This window comes from Nocardia aurea, assembly GCF_003123685.1.
GTDB lineage: Bacteria > Actinomycetota > Actinomycetes > Mycobacteriales > Mycobacteriaceae > Nocardia > Nocardia aurea.
Genome location: NZ_QCYJ01000099.1, coordinates 46,650 through 59,663 on the forward strand (window position 1 = coordinate 46,650; position 13,014 = coordinate 59,663).

General features: G+C 69.2%; 13 protein-coding genes and 1 riboswitch. Of the genes, 6 read left to right on the forward strand and 7 right to left on the reverse strand.

Annotated features, from left to right (window positions below):
* Positions 1-40 precede the first annotated feature (40 nt).
* The 4 genes from DAT37_RS19575 to mraZ all read right to left on the reverse strand — a co-directional run bounded on the left by DAT37_RS19575 (position 41) and on the right by mraZ (position 4,444).
* Entirely contained in the window at positions 41-1,933 is a 1,893-nt protein-coding gene (locus DAT37_RS19575) for a peptidoglycan D,D-transpeptidase FtsI family protein (RefSeq protein WP_109526250.1), read from the reverse strand.
* Complete coding sequence (locus DAT37_RS45540) at positions 1,930-2,799, reverse strand: hypothetical protein (RefSeq protein WP_232839865.1); 870 nt, start codon at positions 2,797-2,799, stop codon at positions 1,930-1,932. The genes DAT37_RS19575 and DAT37_RS45540 overlap by 4 nt, the downstream gene beginning before the upstream one ends.
* 52 nt (positions 2,800-2,851) lie before the next feature.
* Entirely contained in the window at positions 2,852-3,841 is a 990-nt protein-coding gene (gene rsmH / locus DAT37_RS19585) for a 16S rRNA (cytosine(1402)-N(4))-methyltransferase RsmH (protein WP_408637425.1), read from the reverse strand.
* A 171-nt stretch (positions 3,842-4,012) separates the two neighbouring features.
* A complete protein-coding gene (gene mraZ / locus DAT37_RS19590) occupies positions 4,013-4,444 on the reverse strand; it encodes a division/cell wall cluster transcriptional repressor MraZ (RefSeq protein ID WP_109526252.1) in 432 nt (143 codons plus the stop codon).
* A gap of 448 nt (positions 4,445-4,892) precedes the next feature.
* Here mraZ and DAT37_RS44170 point away from each other — a divergent pair, with 448 nt between their 5' ends.
* Positions 4,893-5,036 (forward strand): hypothetical protein, encoded by a 144-nt coding sequence (locus DAT37_RS44170; protein WP_157978558.1) that lies wholly within the window; start codon positions 4,893-4,895, stop codon positions 5,034-5,036.
* A 9-nt stretch (positions 5,037-5,045) separates the two neighbouring features.
* Here DAT37_RS44170 and DAT37_RS19595 read toward each other — a convergent pair whose 3' ends face one another.
* Together DAT37_RS19595 and DAT37_RS19600 are read right to left on the reverse strand one after the other, a co-directional pair.
* Positions 5,046-5,471: a DUF3040 domain-containing protein gene (locus DAT37_RS19595; RefSeq protein ID WP_109526253.1), complete on the reverse strand. Its 426-nt coding sequence runs from the start codon at positions 5,469-5,471 to the stop codon at positions 5,046-5,048.
* A gap of 126 nt (positions 5,472-5,597) precedes the next feature.
* Entirely contained in the window at positions 5,598-6,038 is a 441-nt protein-coding gene (locus DAT37_RS19600) for an SAV_6107 family HEPN domain-containing protein (protein WP_109526254.1), read from the reverse strand.
* Between the two features lie 146 nt (positions 6,039-6,184).
* On the opposite strand from DAT37_RS19600, the gene DAT37_RS19605 reads away from it, so the two are divergent.
* The 5 genes from DAT37_RS19605 (at position 6,185) to DAT37_RS19625 (ending at position 11,819) form a co-directional block, all read left to right on the forward strand.
* Positions 6,185-6,802 carry a GNAT family N-acetyltransferase gene (locus DAT37_RS19605; RefSeq protein ID WP_109526255.1) on the forward strand — a complete coding sequence of 206 codons (618 nt, stop codon included), beginning with the start codon at positions 6,185-6,187 and terminating at the stop codon, positions 6,800-6,802.
* Positions 6,803-6,809: 7 nt separating this feature from the next.
* Positions 6,810-8,378 (forward strand): phytoene desaturase family protein, encoded by a 1,569-nt coding sequence (locus DAT37_RS19610; protein WP_109526256.1) that lies wholly within the window; start codon positions 6,810-6,812, stop codon positions 8,376-8,378.
* Entirely contained in the window at positions 8,375-9,670 is a 1,296-nt protein-coding gene (locus DAT37_RS46435) for a carotenoid biosynthesis protein (protein WP_109526257.1), read from the forward strand. Before DAT37_RS19610 ends, DAT37_RS46435 begins: the two co-directional genes overlap by 4 nt.
* A 213-nt stretch (positions 9,671-9,883) precedes the next feature.
* Entirely contained in the window at positions 9,884-10,624 is a 741-nt protein-coding gene (locus DAT37_RS19620; RefSeq protein ID WP_109526258.1) for an LppM family (lipo)protein, read from the forward strand.
* Positions 10,625-10,670: 46 nt separating this feature from the next.
* Complete coding sequence (locus tag DAT37_RS19625) at positions 10,671-11,819, forward strand: glycosyltransferase (RefSeq protein WP_109526259.1); 1,149 nt, start codon at positions 10,671-10,673, stop codon at positions 11,817-11,819.
* A 103-nt stretch (positions 11,820-11,922) separates the two neighbouring features.
* Here DAT37_RS19625 and DAT37_RS19630 read toward each other — a convergent pair whose 3' ends face one another.
* The gene (locus DAT37_RS19630; RefSeq protein ID WP_232839882.1) at positions 11,923-12,609 is read right to left on the reverse strand and encodes a hypothetical protein; all 687 of its coding nucleotides are present in this window, start codon (positions 12,607-12,609) and stop codon (positions 11,923-11,925) included.
* Positions 12,610-12,904: 295 nt separating this feature from the next.
* Positions 12,905-13,000, forward strand: a riboswitch (SAM riboswitch).
* The last annotated feature ends 14 nt before the right edge of the window (positions 13,001-13,014 follow it).

Sequence of the window (13,014 nt, forward strand, 5' to 3'; positions counted from 1 at the left end):
GCGCGGTTGTTCCCCGGTTCGTGTGCGTGGACTACTCGAATCACACACCGGCCTGCAGAACGAACTGCCGGACCGGCTCCGGCGATGGCGGAATACGGTCACGCTGCAATGCCCAGGAAGCGATGCTGTGGAACAGCGGCGCGGCGGACTGACCGCCGCTGCCGTCGGAGCTGCGCACCGGGTTGTCCAGCATCAGCCCCACCACGTAGCGCGGGTTGTCGGCGGGGGCGATACCGGCGAAGGTGATCCAGTAACTGGAGCTGGAATAGCATTTGCACTTGGGATCGATCTTCTGCGCGGTGCCGGTCTTCCCCGCGATCTGATAGCCCTCGATGGCGGCGGGCCAGCCGGTGCCGTTCTGCGCGGCGTCGGTCTTGTCGCGCTGCACCACGGCCTGGAACATGGTGCGCAGGGTGGCCGCGGTCTGCGGGCTCACCACCCGGACCCCCTCCGGTTGCGGCTCCTCGGTGCGCGCGCCGTCCGGGGCGACGGTGGCCCTGACGATCCGCGGCGGGATGCGCAGACCGTCGTTGGCGATGGCCTGGTACATACCGGTCATCTGCAACGTCGACATCGAAAGGCCCTGTCCGATAGGCAGGTTGGCGAAGGTGCCGCCGGACCACTGGTCGCGTGCGGGCACCTGGCCCGCGGTCTCACCCGGCAGTCCGACACCGGTGCGCTGGCCGAGCCCGAAACGGTTCACCATATCGGCGTAGCGGTCCTCACCGACCCGCTGCGCGAGCATCAGCGTGCCGACGTTGGAGGATTTTCCGAAGACGCCGGTGGTCGTGTACGGCGCGGTGCCGTGTTCCCACGCGTCGCCGACGGTCACGCCCGCCATCCGGATCTCGCCGGGCACCTGCAGGATCTCGTCGGGGTTCGTGAGGCCGTATTCGATGGCCGCGGCCGCGGTGACGATCTTGTTCACGGAACCGGGTTCGAAGGGATCACTGACCGACGGATTGTTGGTCTTCTGGGTGCCCCAGTTCTGTGGGCCGAGAGCCGGATTGAAGGTGCTGTCGTTGGCCATGGCGAGCACCTGGCCGGTCTTCGCGTCGAGCACCACCGCGGAAGCGCCCTGCGCGCCCGACATCTCGCGGGCCTGCTGCACCTGCTGCTGCACGTAGTACTGCAGATCCGAATCCAGCGTCAGCTCGACGCCGTTGCCGTTCACCGCGGGCTGTTTGTCGCGCCAGCTGCCCGGGATGACCGCGCCGTCGGAGCCGCGATCGTAGGTGACCGAACCGTCGGTGCCCGCCAGCACGGCGTCCAGCGACGATTCGAGGCCGATCAGGCCGTGGCCGTCCCAGCCGGTGGCGCCGACGATATTGGCGCCGAGCGAACCGCCCGGGTACTCCCGCAGCGACTGTGCCTCGGTGCCGACCTCGCGGAACTGCGCCCTGATATCGCCCGCGACGCGGGCGTCCACATTCCGGGCCAGGTAGACGAATTCCTCGTCGCCGCGCAGTTTGTCGAGCACTTCGTTCACCGACGGCGCGCGCGGGCCGAGTTTGGCGTGGATCACCTCGGCGATCGCCTTCAACCGCTCACCCGGATCGGGCGCCTTGTCACTCTTGGCACGGGCTTCCTCGAGTTCGGCGCGAACCCGGACCGGCTGGAAGGTGAGCGCTTTCGCGACGGTGGTGAAGGCCACCGCCTTGCCGTTGCGGTCGGTGATCGGACCGCGGATGGCGATCTCCGGATCCCGGGTGGTGCGCTGGCTGGCGGCCTGCTCGGAGAGCGCGGGCGCGGAAATGCTCTGGATCCACAACAATTGCAGGGCCACCACCGCGAGCGCGACCAACATCACGATCCGACCGACCCCGAGACGCAACCGCAGTGGCCGATCCGAGGCGGCCGCGGTACGCGGACGACGTCCCCCGGACGGTGTCGGCCCGCGTCGCCTGCGCGGCGCGGGCCGAGTCTGCGTCATCGAGCGCCCCCGTCCGGCGACGGCTCGTCCGGGAAGGCCTCCGTCTGGGAGGTTTCGGCCGGAACCTGCTCCGCCGGGGGTGTTTCGGCCGGCGAGGAATCCGGCTGCCTCTGCGGTTCCGCGAGCTGCGGTGTCTCCGGCGCGCCGGGAACCGGCACGACCGGTGACGGATCGTGGCCCGCCGCGAGCGGGACCGGCGACCCGGGCGGCACGACCGCCGGCTCCTGACCGACCGCGGGTGCGGCCGGTGCCGGGGTGGGCGCGGGTGTGTTGGCGCCGTAGGCGGCATTGGTCTGCGGGGCGGCGGGCTGCTGGCGCACGGTGCTGACCGGCACCACCCGTTCGCCCTGGGCCGGCCCCGTCGAACCGTTCAACGGCGGCGCGGGCGCGCCCTGCGCCGGGGTGGGATCACCGATCACCGTGACGGCTCCGTCCGCGCCGATGACCAGCCGGGCCGGATCCTTGGCCGGGATCATGCCGAGTTCGCGTGCGCGCGCGGCGAGTTCGGGCGCCGAATCGGCGGCCTCGACATCGCGTTGCAGTGCGGCACGTTCTTCGGCCAGGGTGCGGTTGAGTTGACGGGCGTCGCCGAGCTGGTAGCTGTCCTCGGCGGCACGGGTGGTCAGCAGCAGGGTGAGCGCGAGTCCGCAGCCGAGCATCGCGATGATCGCGGCGACGAACGGGATACGCGCGGCCATCACCGATCCGCGCCTGCGCGGCAGCGAGGGAGTATCGGACTGCTGTTCGGCCCGCGTCCTGCGCTTGGCGTAGGCACGCTGTGCCGCACCGGATTTCACTCGTTCGGCGGCTTGAACCCGCCGGGCGACCCGACCCGGCGCGGGCACGGCGCGTGTCCGAATGCTCATGCTGTCCCCTCCACTAGTCCGCGGGACCCGCGGGTCGAGCATCCCGAGTCCGTCACGCCGCCGCCTGGATTCGTTCGGCGGCGCGCATACGGACCGGGGCCGACCTCGGGTTCTCCTCGATTTCCTGCTCGGTGGCCTTCTCCGCGCCACGGGTAAGCATCCGGAATTCCGGTCCCATGCCGGGCAGTTCGACCGGCAGATCCACCGGCGTCCTCGACATGATCCGCGGCGCCAGTTCGTGTTTGACGACGCGGTCCTCCAGCGACTGGTAGGACATGATCACGATGCGACCGCCGACCCGCAGCGAAGCCAATGCCGGGGGCAGTGCGGCGCGCAACGAATCGAGCTCGCCGTTGACCTCGACCCGCAACGCCTGGAAGGTGCGTTTGGCCGGATGACCACCGGTGCGTCGCGCCGCCGCCGGTATGGCGGCGTAGAGCAGTTCGACGAGTTCGGCGCTCGTGGTGAAGGGGCGTTGCTGACGACGCCGGAGCACCTCGCTGGCGATCTTGCCCGCGAAGCGTTCCTCGCCATAGGTTTTGAGCACCCGCGCGAGGTCGCCGTGGCTGTAGGTATTGAGCACGTCGGCCGCGGTGATACCCGTGGTGGGATCCATCCGCATATCCAGCGGCGCGTCGACGGAATAGGCGAACCCGCGGTCCGCCTCGTCCAATTGCATCGAGGAGACTCCGAGATCCATCAGGATCCCGCTCACCGAGCCGACCGGATCGAGTCCGGCCTGTTTCACCGCGTCGGCGATCCCGTCGTAACGGGTGTGCACCAGGGTGATTCGATCTTCGAAGGGCCGCAATCGGTCTTCTGCCAGACCGAGCGCCGTGGTGTCGCGGTCGAGACCGACCAGGCGCAGTTGCGGATAGGTACGCAGGAAATATTCGGCATGCCCGCCCAATCCGAGGGTGGCATCGATGTAGACGGCACCTGGTTCGGCCAACGCGGGCCCGAGTAGCTCGTCGGCTCTGTGCAGGAGCACCGGCACATGGCGGGGACCGGGCTGTGCACGATTCACCTCGACCTCCCGGATCCTGCCTCGCGTCGTCGCTTGCACGGGTCGCCTTGTTCCACAGTGTTTTCGCCGGCTGCGCTGAGAAAACGAATGCCGCGGGGTCTCTGACCGAATTCGACACCTGGCGTCGGGGAAGTACGTCAGGGTTCGCCTCCGGGCAGAGGCCGCGTGGCACTCGTTCCGTTCGGGCTAGAAGATTCCGCCCAGCGACTCGTCTCTCGCTTCCGCGTAATCCTCCTCGTGCTCGGCGAGGTAGGACTCCCACGCCTGCTTATCCCATATCTCCAGGAAGTCGACCGAGCCGATCACCACGCAATCCCGATCGAGATTCGCGTAGCGGCGATGTTCGGCGGACAACACGATCCGGCCCTGGCCGTCGAGACGTTGTTCGTCTGTACCGGCGGCGAGTGCCCGGACGAACGCGCGCGCCCGCGGATTGCTTCGAGACGCCGCCGCGGCTCGACGAGCGAGCGCGGCGAACTCTTCTTTCGGGTAGACGGCAAGGCTGTGGTCCTGCCCCTTGGTGACCATCAACCCTCCCGCCAGATCGTCTCGAAACTTCGCGGGCAACGTGAGCCGCCCTTTGTCGTCCAGCCGGGGTGTGTAGGTACCGAGGAACATCCCGATACCTCCTGCGGATCACCCCGCGGTAGCGGGGAGCACGATCACCTCGGATGTACGACTCTCCAGTAGTGCGCGCTCCACATTACCCCACTTTCCCCCACTTTCAATCGAAACAACCGGTGATCTCGCTCCCCACGTCACCGATTTCGCAGGTCATCCCAGCTATCACGCAGTGGAGAACTTTTTCCGTGTTCCACCGACACGCCTGGCACAGATGGACAATCACCCGAAAACACTCAGCAAACCTTCCGGAGGCCCCGATCGGACCCCGTGATCGATGGCTTCGATCCGCGATGGCCTTGCTATGCACGGCTTTTGTCGCGCGCCGGGTTTGCGGAAGGCGTGCCGGACGGCGCGGACACGGACGCGGGCGGTCCGCCGAACGCGCGATCACGGCATGCGCGAGCGCCGAGGTGGGGCGAGGTGGGGCCGATGGTGGCGCGAAGTGGGGGAAGAACCGGCGGGCGCCGGTGAGCCCGGCGCGGTCGCCGTCACCGGGACGACCTTCGGCGCGCAGGAGAACGCGACGCCGCACCTGATCGGTGCGGCGTCGCGTTCGGTATGCGGTTGTCGGCCGAAGGGGTCGTGACGAGTCGGACTATTCCTGCTCGAATCGTCTCCGGAAGCGATCTTCCATACGTTCGGAGAAACCTCCGGACTTACGCTGACGGCCGGGCCCGCCGGAGCGACCACCACCGGGTCCGCCGGACGGCGCGTCGGTGGAGCGATTGCCCTTGCCCGCGGCCTTCGAGCCGCCGACCAACAGCAGTACGCCTGCACCGAACATGACGATGAACCCGACCAAGCTGATGATCGGGAAGCCACCGGGCTTCACCGGAGCGGCGATCCCTGCGACGAGTAGAAACAGACCGAGGACGAACAAGGCCGCGGCCTGGAGTCTGCGACGACTCGAGGTCGAACGAAGTCGTCCGCCGCGGACGGACGAGGCGAACTTCGGATCCTCAGCATAGAGCGCGCTCTCGATTTGTTCGAGCATGCGCTGCTCGTGCTCGGAGAGTGGCACGGTACCTCCCCCGGCACTAGGACGTGGCTGCCGCCTCCGGGTAGGCGACAAATAGCCGACCTTGGCGGCTATCTGACACCAATGATACGAGTTCGATGAAGGCCGTACCACCTACTCGCCGATAAGTTACGCGGTCATGCCGTTCGAGAGACCTCTCGGAGGTCGTAAACGGGACGCCGTGGCGAGCAGATCCTCCACATCGTGCAGGAATGCGCCCACCCGCGAACAGAACTCGTCGGCCGTGTGATCATCGACATCCCGGTCGAATCCCGCCTCCAGCGCGGCGCGCAGTTCCGAGCGCGCGCCGAAGTAGTCGGCCCACATGACGAACTCGGGCATCGCGCGTTGCAACAGCACCCACGCGTTGCGCGAGCGGGCCCTCGGCGCGGCGTCGGCCCCGGTGAACGCGAGCACCGCGCCCGCGCCACGCAGCGCGGCCAGGTAGGCCGAGCGGAAACGTTCGCGCGGGTCGGTCTCCCCCGCCGCCTCCATCAGCAGCCCATCGGCTTTCTTCAGTAGTTTCCCCGCCCTGCCGGGTTCTCCCGCATGTTCGATCCGACCAGACATCAGTCGTCCCTTCGCTGTCGTACACCCCGGCCGGACGGTGTTCCATGCCACCGCGCGGACCGAACAGGTATTCGAACGTTTGAATTGAGATTGAATATAGGGACACCCACCGACAACTTTCCGCGTCCGCGCGGCCGACGAGAGCCATGACAGCCGTCAAGCCCAAGCACACCCCCGCCCCCGCACCGGTCGTCGTCGACTTCTCGGTGGCCGATCTGCGCTATCGATTGCACGACGTGCTCTCGGTCTACGTCGCGGCGATGGACTATCCGCGCGGCACCGAGAACCATCGCGCGCCCATGTGGACCGAACACACCACCCGTGTCGGTTGGCAGGCGGTCGCGGCGCTGCTGCCCGACGATTCCGGCCACGTCGACCTACGTACCTCGCCGATCGTCGCCATCGCCTACGGATATCGCGGCGCGCCGCACCAGTGGTGGCATCAACAGGTGCACACCGGCCTACGGCGTTCGGGCAGGCCGGAGCAGGCGACGCGTGAACTGCTCGCCGACTACTTCGAGTTGACCGAACTCCACGTGCATCCCTCCGCGCAGGGCGCGGGCCTCGGCGCGATCCTGTTGCACCGCCTGCTCGAGAATCGACCGGAGGCGGCGGTACTCCTGTCGACGCCGGAGGTCAGCGGCGAGGACAACCGCGCCTGGCGTCTGTACCGGCGTGTCGGTTTCGACGACGTGATCAGGAATTTCGTCTTCGCCGGGGACACCCGGCCCTTCGCGATCCTGGGACGACGGCTGCCGCTGTGAGGTTCACGTGACGGTGCTCGTGCTCGGTGCGGGCCATAACGCCCTGGTGGCCGCCTGCTATCTGGCGCGGGCCGGCGAACGGGTCGAAGTGCTCGAACGCGACGAGGTACTCGGCGGCGCCGTCTCCACGGTGGAGCGATTTCCCGGGCATCTGGTCGACCGCGGCTCCTCCGCGCACATCATGATCCGGCACACCGGCATCGTCGAGGAACTCGAACTCGAACGCTTCGGCCTGCGCTATATCGACTGCGATCCGTGGGGATTCACCCCCGCGGACCCGTCGACGGGTGCGCCGCCGATCGTGTTCCACCGCGACCTGGACCGGACCTGTTCGGTGATCGCGGCGTCGTGCGGGGAACGAGATGCCGTCGCGTACCGACGTTTCGTGCGGGTCTGGGGCGAACGCAGCGCCCGGGTGATGCGGGCTTTCGGGGGAACACCGACGCCGGGGCGACTGCTGCGCTCGTTCTGGGGGCTGGACGCGAAAGGCGGCGGCAGCGCGCTGTCGCGCGAATTCCTGCAATCCGGGGACGCGCTGCTCGACACCTGTTTTCACGATGAACGGCTCAAGGCGTCGCTGGCGTGGTTCGGGGCCCAGTCCGGGCCGCCGATGTCGGAGCCGGGCACCGCGCCGATGGTCGGCTTCGCCGCGCTCATGCACACCCTTCCGCCCGGCCGCGCGGTGGGCGGAAGTGGGGCGTTGGCCTCGGCGCTCGTCGCGCGTTTGCGCGCCGACGGCGGGGCGGTGTCGGCCGGGGACGCGGTCACCGCCGTCACCCGCGCGGGCGACGGTTGGCGGGTGCGGACCGAATCCGGGCGAAATCTGGCGGCGAAGACGGTCATCGCGGGCACGCATGTGCTGACCACCGTCGATCTGTTGCGGGCGGGCGGTTTCGACGAACACGCGCTGGCCGGGTGGGAGCGGCGCATCAGAGTCGGTCCCGGCATCGGGATGGTGGTGCGCCTGGCGACCTCCGATCTGCCCAGGTACCCGGAAGCGACCGTCACCGAATCCGCGCGCGGCCTGCAATTCCTGGTCTCCGACCGCAGGCAGGCGCGACTCGCGCACGGCGCCGCGCTCGCCGGTGATCTGCCGCCACGCCCGGTGGTCCTCGCCATGAGTTTCAGCGCCGTCGATCCGAGCATCGCCCCGCCCGGACAGCATCAGCTCTCGCTGTGGGCCCAGTGGCATCCGTACCGACTCGCCGACGGCACCGACTGGTCCGCCCACGCCGAGGGCGAGGCCGACCGGATCGTCGCCGAAGTCGACGCGTACGCGCCCGGCTTCGCCGAGACGATCCTGCGCCGCCATATCCAGACCCCGGTCGATCTGGAGCGGGAAATGGGTTTGCGCGGCGGCAATGTCATGCACGTCGAGATGTCGCTGGACCAGATGATGATGTGGCGGCCTGTTCCGGAACTGTCCGGTCAGCGGGTGCCGGGCGCCCCCGGCCTCTATCTCACGGGCGCGTCGACCCACCCCGGCGGAGGGGTGTCCGGGGCGAGCGGTCGCAGCGCGGCCCGGCTGGTCCTGCGCGATACCCGCCGCCGGTTCTCGCGGTCCCCGAGACGATGAGCGAGACAGCGCGCACCGTGTGCTCCGACCCGGTATCCGCGGAGTTCGTGGGCGGGGGTGAGGCTACCGACAGCAAGCCCGAGACCCGCGAGGCCGCGGACAGCAACGTGACCGGCGAGGCCACAACCGACGACCCCGAAGCTTCCCTATCCGCCGGGATTCCCAGGGCGAGTGCGCACACCCGGTCCACCGCGACCGGCGATGAACCCGAGACCCGCGAGCCGACGAGTGGCGAACCGGAGACCGATGGGATCGGTGGGACGGCCACGGCGACAGCGTGTGCCCCCACCACCGGAGCCGACGGCGGACCCCGGATCCACGAGACGAGTAGCGAACCGGACAGCCATGGGTTCGCCACGGCTGTCGCGGACGCCGGGACTATCGGAGCCGACGGCATCGATATCGGTCGCGTGACGCCCGCAGCCACACCGGTGGGTGCCCGACAGCGTCGAGTGGGATCGGTACGCGAACAGGTCCCGGTGCTGACCCGACATCGAGGGCCCGCGGCGCTCGCCGCGCTGCTGGTGGCGGCGCAGATCGGGTATCCGCTGACCGAGGGGGCGGCGCGGGACCGGGTGACGGTCGCGGTGGTGCTGTTGGCGGCGGCCACGGCGCTGTCCCACGCGGCGGTGACGCGCGGAAGGCGTTTCGCGGCGGGGGCGCTGGTGATCGTTTCCGGCGTCGGACTGCTCGCCGAGGCGGTGGGGACCGCCACCGGGGTTCCGTTCGGGTGTTACGAGTACGCCGTCGGCCGCATCGGTCCCGAACTCTGGTCGGTGCCGCTGATAGTTCCGCTCGCGTGGGTCGGTGGGTTGTATCCGGTGTGGGTCGTGGCCGGGATGCTGAGTCGACGGGCGGTGTCGTGGATCGGGCTGACGGCGATCGGGGCGGTGGGGTGGGATCTGTTCCTCGACCCGCAGATGGTCGCCGACGGTCAGTGGTCGTGGTGCGTGTCGGCATCCGGGTTGCCGGGGCTCGCGCATATCCCGATGACGAATTACCTCGGGTGGTTCGCGGTGGGACTGGTCATGGCGGCTCTGCTGTGGTGGTGGGATCGAGTCTCCGCGAGTACGGCGCCCGCCGCGATGACGGCCACCGCGCGTACGTGGAACGACACGACCGCGTTGCCCGTGGCCGTCTTCCTGTGGACGTGGCTCGGATCGATACTCGCCCACGCCGCATTTCTCGGCCTGCCCGCGTCCGCCGGTTACGGCGCTGTCGGGATGGGGCTGCTGGGGATTCCGCTCCTCGTCCGACTGAGGCGAACTCGCGCCCTGTCTCCCGGACGTTGACGAGTCGACGCACCACCGGTGGGCCGAAGGCCGCACGGACCGAGCCCCCGCGCTCGGCGCGCCACGCCCGGGGGAATGCCGCGTCACGAGGTCGGTGAGCGGCCCGACACGCCCCGGCGCGAGGCTCCTCGCGCGGCCTTGCGCCCGTCGCGTGGCAATTGTCACGCCATGCCTGGCACGATGTGACCCGTGCACCCGAGTCCCATGCCAACGATGCCCGCTCCCCCGGCCCCCACGCGACGACGGCGGACCGGGACGCGGTTAGCGGCCGCCGCCCTGCTCGCGGCATTCGTGGTGCCGATGTTGGTCGGCTGCCTGCGCGTCCAGGTGTCGATGGGCGTGTCGTCCAACGACAAGGTGTCCGGGCGGATCGTGGCGGCGGTGGTGCCGACGAGCGCCGAGGACAAGGGACCGGAACTGAAGGCACCCGATTCCCTCGCGGCCAAGGTGCGCGTCGAGCCGTACAACCAGGACGGCTACGTCGGCAGCAAGGTGTTCTTCGAGGAGTTGACCTTCGGCGAGGTCTCGCAGCTGGGCGGACTCTCCGAGCAGACCCAGGGCATGTTCCAGCTGCAATTCCAGCGCACCGGCGATCTGGTCAGTCTGACCGGGCGGGTCGATCTGAAATCGGTTCCGCCGCACGGGTCGGACGTGCAGTTCACCGTCGCCTTCCCGGCCAGGGTCGCCAAAACCAACGGCAACCGCGAAGGCGATTCCACCGTGTCGTGGAAACTTCCGCCCGGCGATGTCTCCACCCTGCGCGCCGAGGTGAGTTACGCCGACCCCAACACCAGGTCCTTCGCGGGCTGGGCGGGCATCGTCGGGGGCATCACCCTCGCCGTCGCCGCCATCGTCGCCGCGATGGCCTTCATGGACCGCAACCCCAGCGCGCCGAACGCCGAAGGCAGCTTCTCCCTGAGCCGCTGGGTGCGGCTGGTCATCGACGGCCGCTGATCGACCGGCGAGGCGTCCGATCCGTGCGCGATACCGAGGTACGGGAATGACCGACGACGCGACCGCCGTGCTCGTCGGGGCGGGCGCGGCCGTCGCGGTACTCGGCTGCGCGACAGCGCTGTTCAATCGGCTGACGGTGCGGCGGCTGCCGGATTCCGCGGCGGTGATCGAGCCGATCACCATCTGCGTGCCCGCGCGCGACGAGGCGCACCGGCTGCCGGACCTCATCGCAGATCTGCGCGCGCAGTCGGGTGCGCCGCGGCTACAGGTCCTCGTACTCGACGACGCGTCCAGCGATGGCACCGCCGAGGCGGCGGAGAAGGCCATCGACGGCGACCCGCGTTTCCTGGTGATCCGCTCGCGGGACGAACCCGAGCGGGGGTGGACCGGGAAGGCAGCGGCTTGCGCCCGGCTGGCCGAGGCGGCGGATACCGCCGTACTCGTCTTCCTCGACGCCGATGTGCGGTTGGCGCCCGGCGCGATCGCGGCGGCGGTGGCCGAATTGCGCAGGGGACCCGCGGCATTGGTCTCGGTCTGGCCGCGCCAGGACGCCGGGTCGTTCGCCGAGGCGCTGGCGCAGCCGTTGCTGTGCTGGTCGTGGGCGTCGACCTTGCCCGTCGCGGTGGCGAATCGGAGCCTGTGGCCGTCGACGGCGGTCGCCTGCGGACAGTTCCTGGTCTTCGACGCCGCCGCCTATCGCGCGGTCGGCGGGCACGCGGCGGTAGCGGACTCGGCGACCGAGGATCTCGATATCGCCCGCGCCGTGCGGCGCAGCGGCAGGCAGACGGTGCTCGTCGTCGCGGGCAGACTGGCCAGGACCAGGATGTACCGGGACGTGGCCGAACTCGACGCCGGGTATACCCGGTGGTTGTGGTCGGCCTACGGCGGCTCGCGTCCGGCGAGCGCGGCGGTCGGCGCGGTCGCCCTGCTCGGGTATGCGGTCGCGCCGGTCGCGGCCGTGGCGGGGCGTGGACGCGCCCGCCGCGCCGGAATCGTCGGTTACGCCGCCGCCGTCACCGGTCGACTGCTGGCCCGGTCGATCGAATCCGGCGCGACGCCGACCCGCGCCGATGTCGTTGCGGCGCTGGCACATCCCGTCTCGGTTCTCGCCTACACGACCCTGTCCATCAGATCGCATCGCGCGCACCGGCGAGACACACTCAGATGGAAGGGCCGCTCACTGCCACACCGGTGACCGTTCAGCGCGGGCTCGACGCGCGACCTCGCCGGTCCACGCGGCGATCACGTCACCGTGCGGACCGGCCCCTCCGCGCCACCGGTCGGGACGGCGCGAATCGTCAGGCGACGGTGGTCATGCCGACGGTCGGCAGGAAGAAGCAAGACTGTTTACCGTTCTGGACCGTGCCGAAGACCGCGGCCAGGACAGTGCCCTTACCGGTGTCGACGGGAACCGCGCGGACACCGCCGACCGGCAGTGCGGAGAGGAAGAAATCCTGGACGGCCTTCTCGGCCAGCGGACGGACCTCGGCGGGCACCTCCGGCGGGATCATCGCGGCCAGGATGTTCCCGATCGGTCCCATCGACGCCGAACCGGTGCGGCCGTTGCTGACATTGAGCCACACCACCCGCATTCCGGTGTCGGACGGCGTATCGGACACGACGCCCAGGGGGACGAACGTGAACATGGTCTGGCCCGCGTCGACGGCGGTCATATCGAGGCCGGGGATGGCGACGGTGGTCTTGGGCCACGGTCCCGGCACCGCGCCCGCTACCGCGGGGACGAGTCCGAAGGTCGACGCGTTGTTGCAGAACGCCGCGGCCGTCGGATAGAGGAAAGGCTCCATGCCGAACTTCTTCAGCGCGTCGATATTGGCCTGGTAGGCGCCGAGCAGATCACCGGGTCCGGCGATCGGCGCGGGCGTGACGGTGTCGGCGGACGGGGCGCCCACCGCGTTGCCCGGTAGACCCCACGCCAGTGCGACAGCACCGGTCGCGACGGTGGCAAACGTGGTGAGACGGCGCATTACGGTCACAACAGACCTCCTCATCGTCGGCACGATCGAGGAGGAGGGTACTCCCGCAAACCTGTTCAACAGTGTTTATCGGGTCGGGCAATCTTTCGGCGCGTCGCGCGGACGCGACGGACGCGGGGCGGCTCGACGCAGGGCTGTCCGATCGACGGGGGTAATTGTCGTCGGCGCGGACGGTCGCCGGAAGGACTGCGCTCACCATGATTTGTACCCTTGCGAAGCACTTGCCCGTCTTCGCATGATGTTTCGGCTCGACACGTGTTCCCGCGGCATCCGTGCCACGGGGATCTCACCATCCAGAGCGACCGAGAGACCTGGCTCACCGACGTCGCAGCAACCCCCCGGCGACATCGGGTGCGGGTGCTTCCGCCGGGAACGATGGAGGACCGAAGTGACTAT